Annotated in this window: 12 protein-coding genes; 3 read left to right on the top strand and 9 right to left on the bottom strand. The window is 72.2% G+C overall.

Going from position 1 to position 17,649, the window contains the following annotated elements; all coding sequences use genetic code 11:
• Positions 1–14: 14 nt before the first annotated feature.
• The 9 genes from IF83_RS0125375 to IF83_RS0125335 all read right to left on the bottom strand — a co-directional run bounded on the left by IF83_RS0125375 (position 15) and on the right by IF83_RS0125335 (position 12,735).
• A complete protein-coding gene (locus IF83_RS0125375) occupies positions 15–1,316 on the bottom strand; it encodes an ABC transporter permease (protein WP_030548001.1) in 1,302 nt (433 codons plus the stop codon).
• A complete protein-coding gene (locus IF83_RS0125370) occupies positions 1,313–2,488 on the bottom strand; it encodes an ABC transporter permease (RefSeq protein ID WP_030548000.1) in 1,176 nt (391 codons plus the stop codon). Before IF83_RS0125370 ends, IF83_RS0125375 begins: the two co-directional genes overlap by 4 nt.
• Positions 2,485–4,221 carry an ABC transporter ATP-binding protein gene (locus IF83_RS0125365; protein ID WP_078843858.1) on the bottom strand — a complete coding sequence of 579 codons (1,737 nt, stop codon included), beginning with the start codon at positions 4,219–4,221 and terminating at the stop codon, positions 2,485–2,487. Before IF83_RS0125365 ends, IF83_RS0125370 begins: the two co-directional genes overlap by 4 nt.
• An 85-nt stretch (positions 4,222–4,306) precedes the next feature.
• Positions 4,307–5,341, bottom strand: coding sequence for a BMP family lipoprotein (locus IF83_RS0125360; protein ID WP_030547998.1), 1,035 nt, complete (start codon positions 5,339–5,341; stop codon positions 4,307–4,309).
• A gap of 281 nt (positions 5,342–5,622) precedes the next feature.
• Positions 5,623–6,864, bottom strand: a complete 1,242-nt coding sequence (locus IF83_RS0125355) for an amidohydrolase (protein ID WP_051723392.1) — start codon at positions 6,862–6,864, stop codon at positions 5,623–5,625.
• A 563-nt stretch (positions 6,865–7,427) separates the two neighbouring features.
• Positions 7,428–8,621: a hypothetical protein gene (locus IF83_RS0125350; RefSeq protein WP_030547996.1), complete on the bottom strand. Its 1,194-nt coding sequence runs from the start codon at positions 8,619–8,621 to the stop codon at positions 7,428–7,430.
• A 115-nt stretch (positions 8,622–8,736) separates the two neighbouring features.
• Positions 8,737–9,663: an N-acetylneuraminate synthase family protein gene (locus IF83_RS0125345; protein ID WP_030547995.1), complete on the bottom strand. Its 927-nt coding sequence runs from the start codon at positions 9,661–9,663 to the stop codon at positions 8,737–8,739.
• 328 nt (positions 9,664–9,991) lie between these two features.
• Entirely contained in the window at positions 9,992–11,326 is a 1,335-nt protein-coding gene (locus IF83_RS0125340; protein WP_051723378.1) for an acylneuraminate cytidylyltransferase, read from the bottom strand.
• A 179-nt stretch (positions 11,327–11,505) separates the two neighbouring features.
• Positions 11,506–12,735, bottom strand: coding sequence for a DUF6716 putative glycosyltransferase (locus tag IF83_RS0125335; protein WP_030547993.1), 1,230 nt, complete (start codon positions 12,733–12,735; stop codon positions 11,506–11,508).
• Between the two features lie 187 nt (positions 12,736–12,922).
• On the opposite strand from IF83_RS0125335, the gene IF83_RS0125330 reads away from it, so the two are divergent.
• From IF83_RS0125330 to IF83_RS0125320, 3 genes are all read left to right on the top strand, one after another.
• Positions 12,923–13,906: a glycosyltransferase family 2 protein gene (locus IF83_RS0125330; RefSeq protein WP_030547992.1), complete on the top strand. Its 984-nt coding sequence runs from the start codon at positions 12,923–12,925 to the stop codon at positions 13,904–13,906.
• Positions 13,906–15,600, top strand: a complete 1,695-nt coding sequence (locus tag IF83_RS0125325; protein WP_244177202.1) for an alpha-2,8-polysialyltransferase family protein — start codon at positions 13,906–13,908, stop codon at positions 15,598–15,600. Before IF83_RS0125330 ends, IF83_RS0125325 begins: the two co-directional genes overlap by 1 nt.
• 268 nt (positions 15,601–15,868) lie before the next feature.
• Entirely contained in the window at positions 15,869–16,978 is a 1,110-nt protein-coding gene (locus IF83_RS0125320; protein WP_030547989.1) for an acyltransferase family protein, read from the top strand.
• Positions 16,979–17,649 lie beyond the last annotated feature (671 nt).

Genomic DNA, 17,649 nt, shown 5'->3' with positions numbered 1-17,649 from the left:
GGGACAGCGGTCACTTACTTGCCCTGGCCTTTCTGGTAGGTCTTGCCGATGGCCTTGGGCACCCGCAGCCGCTGGGCGGCCAGCGCGAGCACCAGCAGGGTCGCGACGTACGGGGTGGCCTCGACGAACTCGCGCGGCACCGTCTCCGTGAAGGCGTACCAGAGCACGAGCAGCAGCGCGAAGACCGAACTGATCGCGGCGGTGCGGTAGCTGGTGACACGCAGCTTCCACAGCGTGACGGCGACCAGCAGCACCACGGCCAGCAGCAGCAGCGCGTGGACGGTGTCGCCGCCGCCGCGGAGCTGGAGGCTGTCCATGAAGCCGAAGAGGCCCGCGCCCATCGCGACGCCGCCCGGCCGCCAGTTGCCGAAGATCATCGTGGCGAGGCCGATGTAGCCGCGCCCGCCGGTCTGGCCGTCGGAGTAGAAGTGCACGCCGATGGCCATGAACGCCCCGCCCAGGCCCGCGAGCCCGCCGGAGACCAGCAGCGCCGCGTACTTGTACGTGTAGACGTTGACGCCCAGCGACTCCGCGGCGGTCGGGTTCTCACCGCAGGAGCGCAGCCGCAGGCCGAAGGAGGAGCGCCACAGGACGAAGAAGGTGCCGACGAAGAGTCCCGCGGCGACCAGGGTCAGCCAGGACACGTCCGTGGTCAGGCCGCGGAGGATGCCCGCCGCGTCGGAGAGCAGGAACCAGTCCTTCTTCTCCAGGGTGCCCAGCCAGTCGGAGAGCAGGGGGACGGAGAACCTCGACATGTCGTCCATCGGCGGCGACTGCTTGTCGTTGCCGCCCGCGGCGGCCGCCTCGGAGCCCTCGGCGCCGAACAGCAGCTTGGCGAGGTACTGGGTGACGCCCAGCGCCAGGATGTTGATCGCCACACCGGAGATGATGTGGTCCACGCCGAAGGAGACCGTGGCGATGGCGTGGATCAGTCCGCCGAGGAGACCGCCGATGACACCCGCCAGCGCGGCGGCCCACGGCCCGTACTGGTAGCCGGCCCAGCCGGCGCAGAAGGTGCCCAGCATCATCATGCCCTCGAGGCCGATGTTGATGACGCCCGCGCGCTCGGCCCAGAGGCCGCCGAGTCCGGCGAGGCCGATCGGCACGGCGGCGATCAGCGCGCCCCCGTACTGGCCGGAGGAGGTGAGGTCGCCCGCGCCGGTCCAGGCGCGCAGGACGGAGAGGAGCAGCAGCACCCCGGAGATGATCAGCAGGACCACCGGGTACGACAGCCTGCCGCGCTCCCGCTTGCCGTCCCGCTTCCCGTTCCCGCCGCTGCGCCCCTTCGCGACCGCGGCTGTGAGGTTCGTGCTCATGCGGACACCTCCGCCTTCTCGGTCTTCCCGTTGTTCCGGGCCTCGGCGGCGAGGCGTTCGCCGACCTTGCGCTGCTGGGTCCGCAGGCCGTAGCGGCGGACGACTTCATAGGCGATGACGACGCAGAGGACGATCACGCCCTGCATCACGCCGACGATCTCCTGGGCGTAGCCCTCGAATTCGAGCCGGCCGCCGGTGCGCTCCAGGAAGCCCCAGAGCAGCGCGCCGAGCGCGATGCCCACCGGGTGGTTCCGGCCGAGCAGGGCGATGGCGATGCCGGTGAAGCCGATGCCGTTGGGGAAGTCGGTGCCGTAGTTGTACGACTCGCCCAGCAGGGTCGGCATGCCGACCAGGCCGGCCACGAGGCCGGAGAGGAGCATGCTGGTGACGACCATGCGGCCGACGCTGACGCCGCCGGCCTGCGCGGCCGACTCGGAGCGGCCGACGGTGCGCAGGTCGAAGCCGAACCGGGTGCGGTTCAGCAGGAACCAGTACAGGACTCCGACGATCACCGCGACGACGATGAAGCCGTTGACCGGGGCCTGCCCGGTCGGGATCTCGAAGAAGTGCGCGGACTCGGGGATCGGCTCGGTGTGGATGATGTTGCCGTCGCGGACCGCGAGCCGGCCGTCCTGGAGGAAGTAGCCGATGATCGCGCCGGCGATGGCGTTCAGCATGATGGTGCTGATGACCTCGCTGACGCCGCGGGTGGTCTTCAGCAGGCCGGCGATGCCGGACCAGAGCGCGCCGACCATCATCGCGACGATCATGATCACCGGGATCTGGACGATGCCCGGCAGCGCCAGCGCCCCGCCGACGACCGCGGCGAAGAACGCGGCGATGCGGTACTGGCCGTCCACGCCGATGTTGAAGAGGTTCATCCGGAAGCCGATGGCGACGGCCAGCGCGGACAGGAAGTACGGGATCGCCTTGTTGATGATGACGATCTGGCTGTCGCTCTTGGAACCGTACTCGACCATGATCGAGAAGGCCCGGAACGGGTTGTCACCGGTCGTCAGGAAGATCAGCGAGGTGATGACCAGGGCCGCGACGATGGCGAGCAGCGGGGCGGCGATGCCGAGGCCCACCCGGTGCCAGTCGACGGCGGCCCGCCGTCCGGCCTCCGGGGCGGTCCCTCCGGGCCCCTGCGGGGCGGGAGTCGTGGTGCTCATGCCTCTTCCTCCCCACGGGTCTCGTGCGGTGCGCCGTCACGGTCGGAACGGTCGGCGGACGGCTGCAGGGTGCCGCTGGCGGCGCCGGTCATGGCCGAGCCCAACTCCTCGGGGGTGATGGTCGCGGGGTCGGCGTCGGCGACCAGGCGGCCGCGGAACATCACCCGCAGGGTGTCGGAGAGGCCGATCAGCTCGTCGAGGTCGGCCGAGACCAGCAGCACGGCCAGGCCCTCGCGGCGCGCGGCCCGGATCGCGTCCCAGATCTGCGCCTGGGCGCCGACGTCCACGCCCCGGGTGGGGTGCGCGGCGATCAGCAGCTTGGGGCCGTGGCTCATCTCGCGGCCGACGATCAGCTTCTGCTGGTTGCCGCCGGAGAGGCTGGCCGCGGTGACGTCGATGCCGGGGGTGCGGACGTCGTACTCCCGGACGATCCGCTGGGTGTCGGCGCGGGCGGCCTTGATGTCGAGCAGGCCGCCCTTGCTGTTGGGGCGTTCGGTCACATGGCCGAGGATGCGGTTCTCCCAGAGCGGGGCCTCCAGCAGCAGGCCGTGCCGCTGCCGGTCCTCGGGGATGTAGCCGATGCCGCCCTCGCGGCGCTTGCGGGTGGCGGTGTGGGTGAGGTCGTCCCCGTCCAGCACGACGGTGCCGCCGTCGGGTATCCGCATCCCCATGACGGCCTCGACCAGTTCGGCCTGGCCGTTGCCCTCCACTCCGGCGATGCCCAGCACCTCGCCCCGGTGAATGGTGAAGGAGACGTCGTCGAGCACCGCCCGCACCACGCCGTCGGGGTCGGTGGCCGAGAGGCTGAGGGAGTCCACCGTCAGCATCGGGACCTCGGTGACCGTGGACTCGCGGGTCTCCGGCGAGGGGAGTTCGCTGCCGACCATGAGCTCGGCGAGCTGCTTCCGCGTCACGTCGGCCGGCTTGACCGAGGCGACGGTGGTGCCGCGCCGGATGACGGTGATGTCGTCGGCGACGGACAGCACCTCGCCCAGCTTGTGGGAGATGAAGATGACGGTCAGTCCCTCGGCCTTGAGTTCGCGGAGGTTGTCGAACAGCGCGTCGACCTCCTGCGGCACGAGGACGGCCGTGGGTTCGTCGAGGATGAGCGTGCGGGCGCCGCGGTAGAGGACCTTGAGGATCTCCACGCGCTGGCGGTCGGCGACGCCGAGGTCCTCGACGAGGACGTCCGGGCGGGCGCCCAGGCCGTAGGCGTCCGAGATCTCCATGATCCGGGCGCGGGCCCGGCCGGAGATGCCGTGCAGCTTCTCGGCGCCGAGGACGACGTTCTCCAGGACGGTCAGGTTGTCGGCCAGCATGAAGTGCTGGTGCACCATGCCGATGCCGCGGGCGATGGCGTCGCCGGGGCTGCCGAACGACACCTGCTCGCCGTCGACGGTGATGGTCCCCTCGTCCGGCTTCTGCATGCCGTAGAGGATCTTCATCAGGGTGGACTTGCCGGCGCCGTTCTCACCCACGAGCGCGTGGACGGTGCCGCGGCCGACGGTGATGTCGATGTCGTGGTTGGCGACGACGCCGGGGAACCGTTTGGTGATGCCGTGCAGTTCGACCGCGGGGGCGCTGTCCGCACGTGAACTGCTGCTGGACGCTTTGATGGCGCACTCTCCTCGGAGAAGGGAGCGGGACGGGGGCGCCGGCCGGAACCGGCCGGACGAGATGGGAGGGACACAAGCGTTCTGGGGGACAGTAGCGAAGCTACCCCGCCCCTCCATGCTACGCGCGTAGCATCCGGTCCGTACACGGGCCCGGAGAAGGAGGACCTTCCCCGGGCCCGGGGTTCCGCGGCGGGAACCGGTGTCAGCGCTTCGGCTGCTCGTCGACCTTGACCTCGCCGCTGACGATCTTCTCCTTGGCGGCGTCGATCTTCGGCTGGATGTCGTCGATGAACCCGCCGGAGGTGGCGAGGCTGACGCCGTCCTTCTTCAGGGTGTAGGCGTTGACGCCGGTCAGGGGCTTGCCGTCCTCGACGCTCTTGATGAGGTCGAAGACCGCCACGTCCACGTTCTTGACCACGGAGGTCATGATCGAGTCCTTGTACTTCGCCAGACCGGGCTGCTGGTACTGGTCGGAGTCGACGCCGATCGCCCAGGTGCCCTTCTTGCCCGCGATGGCCTCGATCGAGCCGGCGCCGGACTGGCCGGCCGCGGTGTAGATCACGTCGATGCCGCGGTCGAGCATGCCCTTGGCCTTCGCCTTGGCGGCGGCCGGGTCGTTGAAGCCCTTGTCGTTGTTCGGGTAGAGGTACTCCGGGAAGACCTCGATGTCCTTCTTGGTGTCCTGCGCGCCCTGGACGAAGCCGGCCTCGAACTTCTGGATCAGCGCGTTGTTCACGCCGCCGATGAAGCCGACCTTGCCGGTCTTGGACTTGAGCGCGGCCGCGACTCCGGCGAGGTAGGAGCCCTCGTGCTCGGAGAAGACCATGCTGTCGATGTTCTTGCCCTCGGACACGGAGTCGACGACGCCGAAGGTGGTGTCCGGGAACTGCTTGGCGACCTTCTCGATCGACTTGCCGTAGTTGAAGCCGACACCGATGACCGGGTTGTAGCCCGCCTCCGCGAGGGAGGACAGCCGCTGCTCGCGGTCGGCCTCGGTCTCGTTGTTCTTGGCCGTCATCATCTTGGCGTCGACGCCCAGCTCGTCCTTGGCCTTGTCGACACCGCGGGCCGCCGACTCGTTGAACGAGTGGTCGTCACGGCCGCCCACGTCGAAGGCGAGGCCGACGCCCTTCTCCTTGCCACCCGACTCCGTCGAGGACTCACCGCAGGCGGCGGTGGTGAGCATGAGGGCCGCGGAGGCCATACCCGCGGCAGCGATCTTGGTTACCCGGCGCACGAGGACTTCCCCTTAGGACGAGCGCAGTTGTGCGGCGCTGTGTAGGACGAGCGCCTGGCAGCGGCGCTGGCTTTTTCGCATCGTAACGCGCGTAGATGCCGGGAAAACCCCTCTTCCGCAGCCGTTATCGGATCGACGCGAAGCGGTGCGGGCCCCTGTGCGCACAGCCGTCCGCCCGGCTACGGACGGTGGCCGTCCGGCAGCACCGCGGCCGGGCACGGGGCGCCGCGAAGGGGTGCGGGCCGCGTGGCACCGCCCGGGTCGCGCACAGCCCCGCACAGCTACGGACGGTGGCCGTCCAGGAGCGCCGCGGCCGTGAAGAGCTCGACGCCGACCCGGATCGCCTCTTCGTCGACGTCGAAGTCGCCGCAGTGCAGATCGCGGCGCGAGGTGTCCCCGATCTTGCGCACCCCGAGCCGGGCCATGGCGCCCGGGACCCGCTCCAGGTACCAGGAGAAGTCCTCGCCGCCCAGGCTCTGTTCGGTGTCCTCCACCGCGTCCGCCCCGCGCCGCGCGGTCATCGCGTCGGCCAGCAGCTCGGTGGCGCCGTGCTCGTTGACCACCGGCGGCACCCCGCGGACGTAGTTGATCTCCGACTTGGCCCCGCCGAGGGTGGCGATCTCGTCGATCGCGGCGTGCACCAGGTCGGGCGCCGCCCGCCAGGCCGGCAGATCGAGGCAGCGGACGGTGCCGGACAGCTCCGCGTGCTGCGGGATGACGTTGCAGGCGTGCCCCGTCTCCAGCCGGCCCCAGGTCACGACGAGCCCGGAGCGGGTGTCGACCCGGCGCGAGAGCAGCGCGGGCACCTCGGTGGCGACCTTCGCGGCGGCCGTCACCAGATCGGTGGTGAGATGCGGACGGGCGGTGTGCCCGCCCGGGCCGTCGAGGGAGACCTCCAGCCGGTCGCAGGCCGAGGTGATCGGGCCGGTGCGCAGACCGATCCGGCCCACGTCCACCCGGGGATCGCAGTGCACCGCGAGGATGCGGCCGACCCCGTCCAGGACGCCCGACTCGATGACGTCGGGGGCGCCGCCGGGCAGCACCTCCTCGGCGGGCTGGAAGATCAGCCGGACCGGGTGCGGCAGCCGGCCCTCCCGGGCCAGCTCGGCGAGGACCAGGCCGGTGCCGAGGACGACCGTGGTGTGCACGTCGTGGCCGCAGGCGTGGGCGCGGTGGGGGATCGTCGAACGGTAGGACACCGTCTTGGTGTCCGGGATGGGCAGCGCGTCGATGTCCGCCCGGAGCGCCAGCACGGGGCGGTCCGCGGCCGCCCGGGCGGCCGCGGCTCCGGCGGCGTCCCCGCCCGGTGCCGGGGCGGTGGCCGGAAGGGGGACGGAACCGATGTCGCAGACGAGCCCCGTGCCGGCCGGGAGCACTCTCGGGGCGAGACCCGCGTGCTCCAGCCGCGCCTTGATCGCGGCCGTGGTGCGGAACTCCTGGTTGCCCAGCTCCGGGTGCATGTGGAGGTCCCGGCGGAACGCGACGAGCTCGGCGAAGAGGGAGTCGGGCAGCGCGCCGGGCATCCGGGGGCCGCCGGCGGCGATCCGGGCGGACACGGCCGCCGCGGTGGATACCGTTCCGGATCCCGGAGCGTGGGGTTCCGCGGTGTGGTCCGCGGACAGCTCGGCGTCGGGCTCGGGGGACATCACGTGGTTCACCCTGTGCAGGGTACGGCTGTTGGACCCGCCGACGCCTGTCGATCAACAAAAGTTCCACCCGTCAGGCGAAGAAAAACCGGGTCTCCGCCGCATAACCGCAGCGTCTGGGGGGTAGCCAGCTTTGATACCCATCTGCGGCGGCTGCCCGGCATATGAGACCGGGCGGGTGAACGGAGGCCCGGTGCGGCACCGGGTACGGCACCCGGTGCGGCATCAGGTGCGTCACCGGCTGCCGCCGGCCTCGTCCGACCGGCCCGCACGGCGCGGCCGGCCGCCGCGGCCCGGTCGGCCTTCCGGGCCCGGCTCAGTGTCCGGCCGGCGCCCGGCCCCGGCTGACTGCCGGATCGGCTCACTGCCGGATCGGCTCACTGCCGGATCGGCTCACTGCCGTCCGGCACACTCACCGCCCGGTTCACCGCCCGCCCGGTTCACCGCCCGGTCGACGGAGCCGATCGCAGCCGGTGCACGTCGCGGGCCGTGCCGGTGACCACGGCGAGGAACCCCTCCGCCCGGGGCGAGGCGCCCTCCGTCAGCCACGCGGGGTCGATGTCGCAGGCCGACACCTGCACCTCCGTACCCGCGAGCGCGAGCGGCAAGGTGTGCAGCACCGTGGAGGGGAAGCTGACGACGCTGCGCCCGATGGGACCCCGGCGCGCTATCAGCTCCAGCGGCAGCTCGGGACGGACGATCTCCAGCCCCGCCTCCTCCGCCAGCCGGTGCAGTTTCTCCGTGCTCTCCCGGCGGTGGGCGAAGTAGCGGGTGGCGCCGTGTTCGCGGGCCAGGGCCGTGACGGCACGGATGTAGTGCTCCGTGTCGACCACACCCGTCTCGGCCAGGTTGGTGCCGACCAGGTCGGCCCCCCGGGTGAGCGCGGGCGGACCGAAACGGCGCCGCGTCCAGGCGAAGTCGTTGGCGCGGAGCGTCATCCCGTCCGGCGCCTCGACGGGCATCGAGCTGAACACCTCGACGGACCGGCCCGCGCCCGGGGTGAGCCGCCGCCGGGCGGCGGCCGAGACGGGCGCGTACACGGCGTCGCGCGCTCCCCCGATGCCGCCCCTGCCGCTCCGGTGCCAGCGCACCAGGCGCTCACCGCGGGCCAGTTGGGCGACGAACTCCATGGTGGCCGTCCCATCGTCCACGACCACGATCTCCGGCGCGCGGGTGAGCGTCAGCAGCAGTTGCACGTAGCGCGAGAACGGATCGCCGATGACGACCCGGCGCGCGCGCCGGAGCGCGCCGGAGAGCGACCCCACGGTGCGCAGCGGGGCGGAGGCGCCGCCGCGCGCGTCCTCCCAGCGGACGCCGACCCCTTCCTCGCGGGCGAGTTCGGCCATCCGCCGCAGCTGACCCCGGGTCATGGGGTCGTTGTTGGACAGGACCACCACCGTGACCTCGGCCGGCCCCCCGGCACCCCGGCCGATGTGCGCGTACAGCCACTCCAGGACGTTCAGGAGCTGGACGGGGCTTTCGACGAAGGCGAGCGTGTCCCCGCTGCCGGGCCCGGCCGGCTCCGTGGCGGCGCGCCGGGCGGACCGGCGGCGGAGGCCGCGCGGGCGCTCCGCCGCCGGGTCCGGCCGGCCGTCACGGGCGCCGCTGCCGCCGCCCGTGGGGCCGGCCGTCATGCCGCCCGTCCTGCCGCCCGTCACGCCGTCCGCCGCACCACCCGGTACGCCGTCCGCCGCCCCGTCCGTCCCACCGTCCGTACGGGATCTGCTCACAGCGGCTGGCCTCCCGGTCTCAGACCGCCGCGGGCTCGCGGTCGGCGCCCTCGGCGACGACCCCGGCGACCCGGCGCAGCTTCTTCATGGGACCGAGCTCGCTCTCGTAGACCTTCTTGACGCCGTCCCCGAGCGCCTCCTCCACGACCCGGATGTCGCGGACCAGGCGCTGCAGGCCCTGCGGCTCGACGGAGGCGGCCTGGTCGGAGCCCCACATGGCGCGGTCGAGGGTGATGTGGCGCTCGACGAAGGCGGCGCCGAGGGCGACGGCGGCGAGGGTCGTCTGCAGACCGGTCTCGTGGCCGGAGTAGCCGATCGGCACGTTCGGGTACTCGGCCTGGAGCGTGTTGATCACGCGCAGGTTGAGCTCCTCGGCCTTCGCCGGGTAGGTGCTGGTGGCGTGGCAGAGCAGGATGTTGTCGCTGCCGAGCACCTCTACCGCGTGCCGGATCTGCTTCGGGGTGGACATGCCCGTCGAGAGGATGACGGTGCGGCCGGTGGCGCGCATGGCGCGCAGCAGGCCGTCGTCGGTCAGCGAGGCGGAGGCCACCTTGTAGCAGGGGACGTCGAACTTCTCCAGGAAGGCGACGGACTCCTCGTCCCACGGGGAGGCGAACCAGGCGATGTTCCGCTTCTTGCAGTGCTCGTCGATCTGCCGGTAGCCGTCCTCGTCGAACTCGACGCGGTGCCGGTAGTCGATGTACGTCATGCGGCCCCAGGGGGTGTCGCGCTCGATCTCCCACTGGTCGCGCGGGGTGCAGACCTCGGGGGTCCGCTTCTGGAACTTGACGGCGTCGCAGCCGGCGTCGGCGGCGGCGTCGATCAGCGCGAACGCGTTCTCCAGGTCACCGTTGTGGTTGATGCCGATCTCGCCGGTGATGTACACGGGCTGGCCCGGTCCGGCGAGGCGGTCACCGAGGGTGCGAAGACGGGACGTGGTGCTCATCAGGAAGATCCTCTTTTTCGGGGTTCTCGGGGGTTCTCGGGGTTCTCGCGGTGTTGGGGTGCTGCGGAACGTTCCGGTGCTCTGTGGCGCGTTGGCCGGGTGGCGCGTTCCGGTGCGGACCCCGAGCGGGCGGCCGGCCCGGGATGGGCTGTTCGGCTGTGGTCTGCGGGGTGTTCGGTCGGGGTTCGTGCGGTGGGCTGTGCGGTGGGCTGTGCGGGATGGTCGGTGGGGCGGTCTGCCGTGGGGCGGTCTGCCCGGGGCGGTCTGCGGGTCGTGGGGCAGTCGGAGCGTGGGCAGTTGGGAGCGTGGGCAGTTGGGAGCGTGGGAGTCAGAGCGTGGGGCCGAGGACCCATCCGGCGATCTCGCGGATCGCGCCGTCGCCCCCGCGGGTCGTCGTCACCGCGCGGGCTGCGCCGCGGACGACGTCGTGGGCGTTCGCGACCGCCACGGGCCAGCCGACGAGGCCGAAGCAGGGCAGGTCGTTCACGTCATTGCCGACGTAGAGCACACGTTCGGGCGCGATGCCCTCCTCCTCGCACCACTGTTTGAGCGCGAGGTCTTTCCGGTCGATGCCGTGGAGTACCGGGACCCGCAGCTTGCGGGCCCGGGCGGCCACGACCGGGTTCTGCTCCGTGGACAGGATCAGCAGCTTCAGGCCGTCGGTGCGGCGGAGTGCGGCGATGCCGAGCCCGTCGCCGCGGTGCACGGCGACCATCTCCCGTCCGTCGGAGTCGACGTACACCCTGTCGTCGGTCTGGGTGCCGTCGAAGTCGAGTACCACCGCGTCGATGTCGTCGCGGGTGGGAAGCGCCCGGGGCCGGGTCGCGGCGTCCTCGCCGGTGCCCGAGGGGGCGTCCAGCAGGGGCGCGAGGGCGCGGGCGCGGGCCAGGTCGTGCGGGTCGTCGATCTCCAGGACCCGGGCCGGGTCGGTGCGCACGGGCACGGTGCGGCCGAAGAAGCGGTGGCCCACCTCGCGGAAGCCCGCGGCGTCCATGGCGTACGCGGCCCCGGTCTCCAGGAAGTCCTGCGGGCGGTCCTGGCGGCGGGGGCGGTGCGCCTTGTCGTGGTTGACGCCGACGCCGTCGATGCCGCCGGCGCCGGTCTCGTCGCCGGTGCCGTCCGTAGCGCCGGTGCCGTCCGCTCCCCCGGCTCCGCCGGCTCCCCCGGTCTCGCGCCAGACGAAGCCGTGGAACGGCGCGACGGTCAGCGCGCTGTCGGCCCCCTCCTCGGCCACCGCCGCCGCCACCCCGTCGATGTCCTCACGGAGCAGGAACGGGCTGGTGCACTGCACGAGCAGGACGACGTCCGTACCGCGGCCGTGCCGCGCCTCGTGGGCGTCCATGGCGTGCAGCACGGCCGCCTCGCTCGTGGCGGTGTCACCCGCGATGCCGGCCGGGCGGCGCACCACCTCGGCCCCGGCGCCGAGAGCCGCCGCGGCGATGGCGTCGTCGTCGGTGGAGACGACGACGTCCGTCACATGACGGCTCGCCAGGCACTCCCGGACGGCGCGCACGACCAGCGGCACGCCGCCGACCGCGGCGAGGTTCTTGCCGGGTACGCCCTTCGACCCGCCCCGGGCCGGGATGACGGCCAGTACGGACGGCCCGTCCTTCCCGGGGCGGCTCGCGGGCCGGCCCGCGGCCTCGGCTCCGGGCTGCGGCATGGTGGCTCCTTCGGAGGGCCCTGGGGCCCCGGTCTGCTCGCTCCGGTGCGGCGGCTGCCGCCGGTCCCCGGGAGCGGGTGCGGGTGCGTACACGGATGCGGGTGCGGAAGGCGCGGACGCGGCTTCGGCAGGTCCCGACGAGGGCGGGCGCGGGCCGGCGGCCGTGTCCCGGCGGCCGCTCACAGCTCCCCCAGCCGGCGGATGACGGGCGCCACGCGCTGCACCCCGTGGCGGTAGGCACCGCGCGCCGCGTCCCGTACGGCGCTCCTGACGACCTGCCGGACGCCGCGGGCGGCCGTGTCGTCCTCGGCGCCGGAGCCCGTCGGCTCGCCGCGGACGTCCAGCCCGTAACGGGCGAGGATGCCGGGCAGGTAACCGGGCGCGGTGAAGGTGGTGTAGTACGGCGCGATGGGCGGCAGGGCGGGCCGGGCCAGCAGCTCGGCGATCCGCTCGCGGGCGGCGTCGAAGGCGTGCTCGTAGTGGCCGTCGGCGGCCACCCCCTGCCGTGCGAGCCAGGAGCGGTCCGGCTCCGGCCGGTGCCCGGCGTCCAGCTCGTCCCAGGAGGCCAGGCAGCCGGAGCCCAGGAAATGGTGGTTGCCGAGTGCCTCGCGGATGCCCAGGTCGGTGAGGACGGCCGTGGGGATCCCGCGGTGCAGGGCCTCCAGGGCGGCCGTGGAGCTGACCGTGACCAGCAGGTCCGTGCGGTCCAGCACTTCGCCCATGTGCCCGTAGACCAGGCGGCAGTTGGCGGGCAGGCCGCCGGGCAGCCTGGACACCAGCTTCTGGTACGGCAGTTCCTCGATGTGCGTGGTGTGCTCGCCGGGCTTGCTGCGCAGCTTGATCAGCACCTCGCGGTCGGGGTGCAGCCGCGCGTGCCCGGCGGCCCGGCGCAGCAGGTAATCGCGTCCCGCGCGGTTGTCCGGTACGGACGGCTGGACGGCGAAGCAGACGGTGTGGGGCCGCTCCCCCGGAGCCGGCCCGGGGGCGGGTGTGCCGGGGGCGGGTGTGCCGGGGGCGGGGACGGTGCCGAGGGCTGGGGTGGTGCCGTTGGCCGCGGCACCCGGGCCGGCCTCGCCGCGTTCCACCTCGCCGGCGCCGGCCGTGGCGCGGGCCAGGCCGTGCAGCATCGCCTGGACTGCCCCGCCGACGCACGCCAGGACGACCACGTCGTACGGCTCGCCGGTGACCGCGCGGAGGAACCCGGCGGTGGTCACCTCGCGGAGGGAGTCCGCGCGGACTCCCACCTCGTCGAGTTGACGGGCGGTCGGCGTGGCTCGTCCGCGCAGGAGAAAGCCGTCAAGCCGGTGATCCGGCGCGATGCGGTGCGCGGTGAGCGCGCCCCATTTCCATCGCGTATCGGAATCGGCGAGTACGGCGACCCGCGGACGAGGACTGGTACTGGCTGGCACGTCGAAAACGCTAGGAAGGCTTTTCGTTTCCCGGCCCAACGCCATCTCAACAAAGGGTTAACAAGAAGTCGCCGGACGGCGAATCAGCCTGCACAGAAGTCGAGTTAACCGTTCCGCCATGCTTCGTTCACCAGAATTCCCACCGATGGACAAGACGAATGACTGGCCTCCGCCTAACGTCGCCCGGGTGGTCAAGCTCTCCGTCATCGTGCCCTTTTACAACGTCCAGGCGTTCGCACCCGACGCACTCAGAAGTCTGCACGCCAACGCGCGACAGGATTTCGAATTCATCCTCGTCGACGACTGCTCGACGGACGGAACGCCGGAAATCCTGGCCCGCGCCGAGCGCGAGCTTCCCGGTTCCGTGGTGCTGCGGCACGAAAAGAACAGCGGGCTCGCCACCGCACGCAATACGGGTATCGACGCGGCGCACGGCGAGTACCTGACCTTCCTCGACGGCGACGACTGGCTCGCCCCCGGCCACTACGCGGAACTCGTCGCCGCCATCGAGGACTTCGGCTGCGACTTCGTTCGCACCGACCATGTCGAGAACACCGGCCGGAGCCGCTCCCTCCGCCGGGTGCCGCACGGTCCGCGCCACGTCGTCATGAACCCGCGCGACGCCATCCTGCCCGCGGAGCGCTCCACCTCCGTGGACTACGCCTACGCGTGGGCCGGCATCTACCACCGGCGCCTCGCGGACAACGGCGTGCTCCGCTTCCATGACGGCCTGCGCACCGCCGAGGACCGGCCGTGGATCTGGCGGCTGCACCGGGAGGCGGAGTCCTTCGCCGTCGTCGGACTGCACGGCGTCTTCTACCGGCGCGGCATCGCCACCTCCCTGACGCAGATCGGGGACGTCCGGCAACTGGACTTCATCCGCGCGCTCGACCAGGTCGTCGAGGAGACCTCGCGGGACCGGGACGCGGACCTGCTGCTCCCGAAGGCGGTACGGACGTACTGCGCGATCATCGCCCACCATCTCGGCAATATGGAGAGGTTTGAACCGGCCGTGGCACGTAAGTTGCGCTCGATGAGCGCCGCAGCCCTGCGGCGCATGCCGCAGGACGTCCTCAAGGACGCCCTCGACTCGATGGACCTGCGGCGCGGCTCGCGGCTCCGGCGGCTGCGCCGGCGGGCCGCCCTCTCCGGCGCGGAGGTGGCGGCCTGATGCCCGGCCCCGCCGACCACGACGAGACCGCCCCCGGCCCCGGCAGCTCCGGCGACGCCTCCGGGAGCCCGGGCGGCACGGACGCCCAGGACGTTACGGACACCACGGGCGGCGCAGACGCCATGGGCGGCACGGACGCCCATGGCGGCACGGACGCCGAGTACAGCACACACGCCCCGGACGCCCCGGCCGGCACCACCACGGCGAACGCCGGCACCACGCCCCGCGCCTCCTCCCCCCGGGGCCGGACGCAGATCTTCGTCGCCTCCACCCTCTACGGAGCCGCCACGCTCGCCGCCGCCCTCGACGCGGGCTGCTTCCAGCCGTCCGGACGCCGGCTGCTGCTCGTCAGCAACAACGCCGCCACCCCGGAGACCGCCCCACCGCTCGACACCATGCCCGGCTTCCAGCCCCTGCGGTCCCGCTTCGACCGGGTGCTGTCCTGGAACGACACCATCAGCCCCTATCACCCCAGCGGTTGGGCCCCGCGCCCCGACGACGTACCGCTGTGGGAGCGGCAGTTGCGGCTGCTGTGGGGCCTGGGCGACGACGACGTGGAGGTCGTGGTCGAGTCCATCCAGGTGAACCCCGCCCTGGCACTGGCGCAACTGTTCCCGGACGCCGCCGTCGACGTGTACGCCGACGGTCTCATGAGCTACGGGCCCACCCGCAACAAGATCGACGCCCTCGTCGGCACCCGCATCCGCCGGCTGCTCCACCTCGACCTCGTGCCGGGCCTGCGGCCGCTGCTGCTCACCGAGTTCGGGGTCGAACAGCGGATCGTCCCCACCGCGGCCTTCACCTCCGTACTCGCCGAAGTGGCCGCCGCCGTGGACGACGATGTGCTGCCCCTGCGGCTCTCCGGCGCTGTCCCCGGGAAGGCCGGGAAGGCCGGGGAGACCGGGAAGGCCGGGAAGGCCGGGGAGACCGGGAAGGCCGGTGGTCCGGCTCTGCTGCTGGGGCAATACCTCTCCGCGCTGGACATCCTCACCGCCGAGGAGGAGGAGCGGCTCCACGTGCGGATGCTGCGCGGGGTGGCCGCACTCGGCCACCACCACGTCGTCTTCAAACCGCACCCGACCGCGCCCGCGCGCTGGTCGAGGATGCTGGAGAAGGAGGCCGGTGAACTCGGCCTGGAACTGACCGTCCTGGACACCCCGGTGCTCGCCGAGGTGCTCTACGAGCGCATGCGGCCCGCGCTCGTCGCCGGCTGCTTCTCCACCGCGCTGCTGACCGCCGCGGCCTTCTACCGGCTACCGGTCGCCCGCACCGGTACGGAGCTGCTGCTGGAGCGGCTCAGCCCGTACCAGAACAGCAACCGGGTGCCCGTCACCATCGTTGACGCGCTGCTGCCCGACCTGGACGCCGACAGCGCCGTGCTCCGCGGTGCCACCACGCCCGCGCTGCTGCGCTCGGGAGAACAGCTGACCGATCTGGTCACGGCCGTCGGATACGCCATGCAGGCACAGCTCCACCCCGGACTGCGGCCGGTGGCGGAACGCTACCTCCGCGATCACCTGGACGGTTACACCTGGCGGTACTTCAAACGGCGCCGCCTCACCGCGCTCGGGCTCCCCGGCGCGGTCCCGTCACAACTCGCCTTCCTCCCGCGCAATCCGGCGGTCCGGCGGGCCGTCCGGCGGGCACGCACGGTGCAGCGCCGGATCACGGGCAAGCGGGGCAGGGCTCGATGACGGGGCGCACGTGACAGGCACCGACAACGGCGCCTTGCGCCCGGCACCACTGCCGCCGACGGCGGACGGGCCGTCCGCGCCGTCCGCGCCGGCGGCGGTGCCGGACAGCCCGTGGCCGGCGGCGGTGCCGGACAGCCCGGATTCCCCCGGCAGCCCCAACACGTCGGGCATCCCGGATCCGTCCGGCCTGCGCGGTATTTCAGGCACGCCCAGCGCTTCCGGCACGCCCTGTGCCTCCGGCAGGCCCAGCGCCTCCGGCGAAGCCGCCCTGCCCGGCGCAGGACTGGAGGGCGGCGGGGCGGGGGCGCGCGGACGGCCGCAACCCCGGCTGCGCGCCCTCGACGGACTGCGGCTCGTCGCCGCCCTGATGGTCGCCTGCTACCACTACGGCGGCCGGGACGGCGACATCGGCCGCGCCTGGGGAACCTCGCCCGCCGAGCAGTTCCCCAGCGCCTCACAGGTCTTCGCGTACGGCAGTCTCGGCGTGCAGGTCTTCTTCGTCATCAGCGGCTTCGTGATCTGCATGAGCGGCTGGGGGCGCCCCCTGCGCTCGTTCTTCGCCTCCCGCGTCGCCCGGCTCTACCCGGCCTACTGGGCGGCGGTCGTGCTCGTCACGCTGGTCTTCGCGCTGCCGTGGGTGGGGTACGACGCCGTATCGCCCAGTGACGCGCTGGTCAATATGACGATGCTGCAGGAGCCGCTGGGCTCCGAGCGGGTTCTGGGCGTGGACTGGACTCTCTGGGTGGAGCTGAGGTTCTACGTCCTCTTCGCGCTGTTCGTGGTGGTGCCCGGGGCGACGAGGGGACGCGTGCTGATGTTCTGCGCCGCGTGGACGCTGGCGGCCGCGATGGCCGAGGCAAGCGGGGAGCCCTTGCCGGCCATCGTGCTGATGCCGGAGCACTCGGCCTTCTTCATCGGCGGCATCGGCCTGTACCTGCTGTACCGGGACCGTCGCGACACCGTCGCGTGGGGCGTCGTGGGCATCAGCTGGCTGATCGGCCAGAAGTACGCGGTGGACAACCTCTGGCACCCTGCGGACGTGCCGGCCTTCTCATACCGGTCGTCACTGGTCATCGTTCTGATCGTCACAGCCGGTTTCGTGGCGGTCGGCCTGATTGCGCTGGGATACCTCCGGTGGGCGAACTGGAGGTGGCTGACCGTCGCGGGCGCGCTGACCTATCCGTTCTATCTGGTGCACGAGCATCTGGGCTGGGTGACGGTGCAGGTGCTGCACCGGACATGGGGAGTGCCGTCGGCCGCGACGTTCGCCGGAACGCTCGCCGGGATGCTGATGCTGGCGTGGCTGCTGCACCACTGGGTGGAACGGCCGTTGACGCCATGGATGAGGCAGAGGCTGGCGAACACGCGCCGACGGTAGGAGACGCTGCCACGGCATCGGGAAGCGGCGTGGTGCGGAGCGGCGAGGTGCGAGAGCGGCGTGGTGCGGAGCCGCGTGGTGCGGAGCGGAGAGGGCGACCGACGGGACACCGCCGACAGACGGGCCGGTAGATCGGTCGGCGGACGGTTGACGAGCGGCTGGCGGACGGTTGACCGGGTGTCGGCGGACGGTCATGGCGGGCCGATGGGTCGCGGCAGGCGGCAGCAGTAAGGCGGCAGCAGCAGGCAGCAGGCAGCAGGCAGCAGGCCAGACGGTATGCCAGGCGGGCGGAAAACGACCTGGCTCATCTCCGGATCTGGTGCCGGCCGGGCAGGGCTGGGGCATACGGAGCACCCACGGCCGCTGAGCGGATAGCACAGCGAACTTGGTCATCGGATCACTGGCTGTCGAAGCCGATCGCCGTGGTCAACTGCCGCCGAATGTCTGCAGTCTGTCGTCCGTGCCTGCCGTCCGTTGACTGCCGTCTGCCGTCTGTCGGTTAGGCAGTGAAGTTCGCCTCTGGGCCCGCCAGTTCGTCGTCGATACCTGTCCGGAGAACCGCTGCGGTCAGAGCGCCGGGTGGGCGGCGCGGTGGTGGTGGCGGGTGCGTCGCGGGCCGGCGGGTGTCGCTGCGGCTGGGGTTACGGCATCCGTGCCGGGGGTTGGCCCGT

Source organism: Streptomyces albus subsp. albus, from assembly GCF_000719865.1.
In the GTDB taxonomy this organism is placed as follows: Bacteria; Actinomycetota; Actinomycetes; order Streptomycetales; family Streptomycetaceae; genus Streptomyces; species Streptomyces albus_E.
Note: the sequence above shows the minus strand (reverse complement) of the source record. Positions and strands in the feature narration are given on the sequence as shown.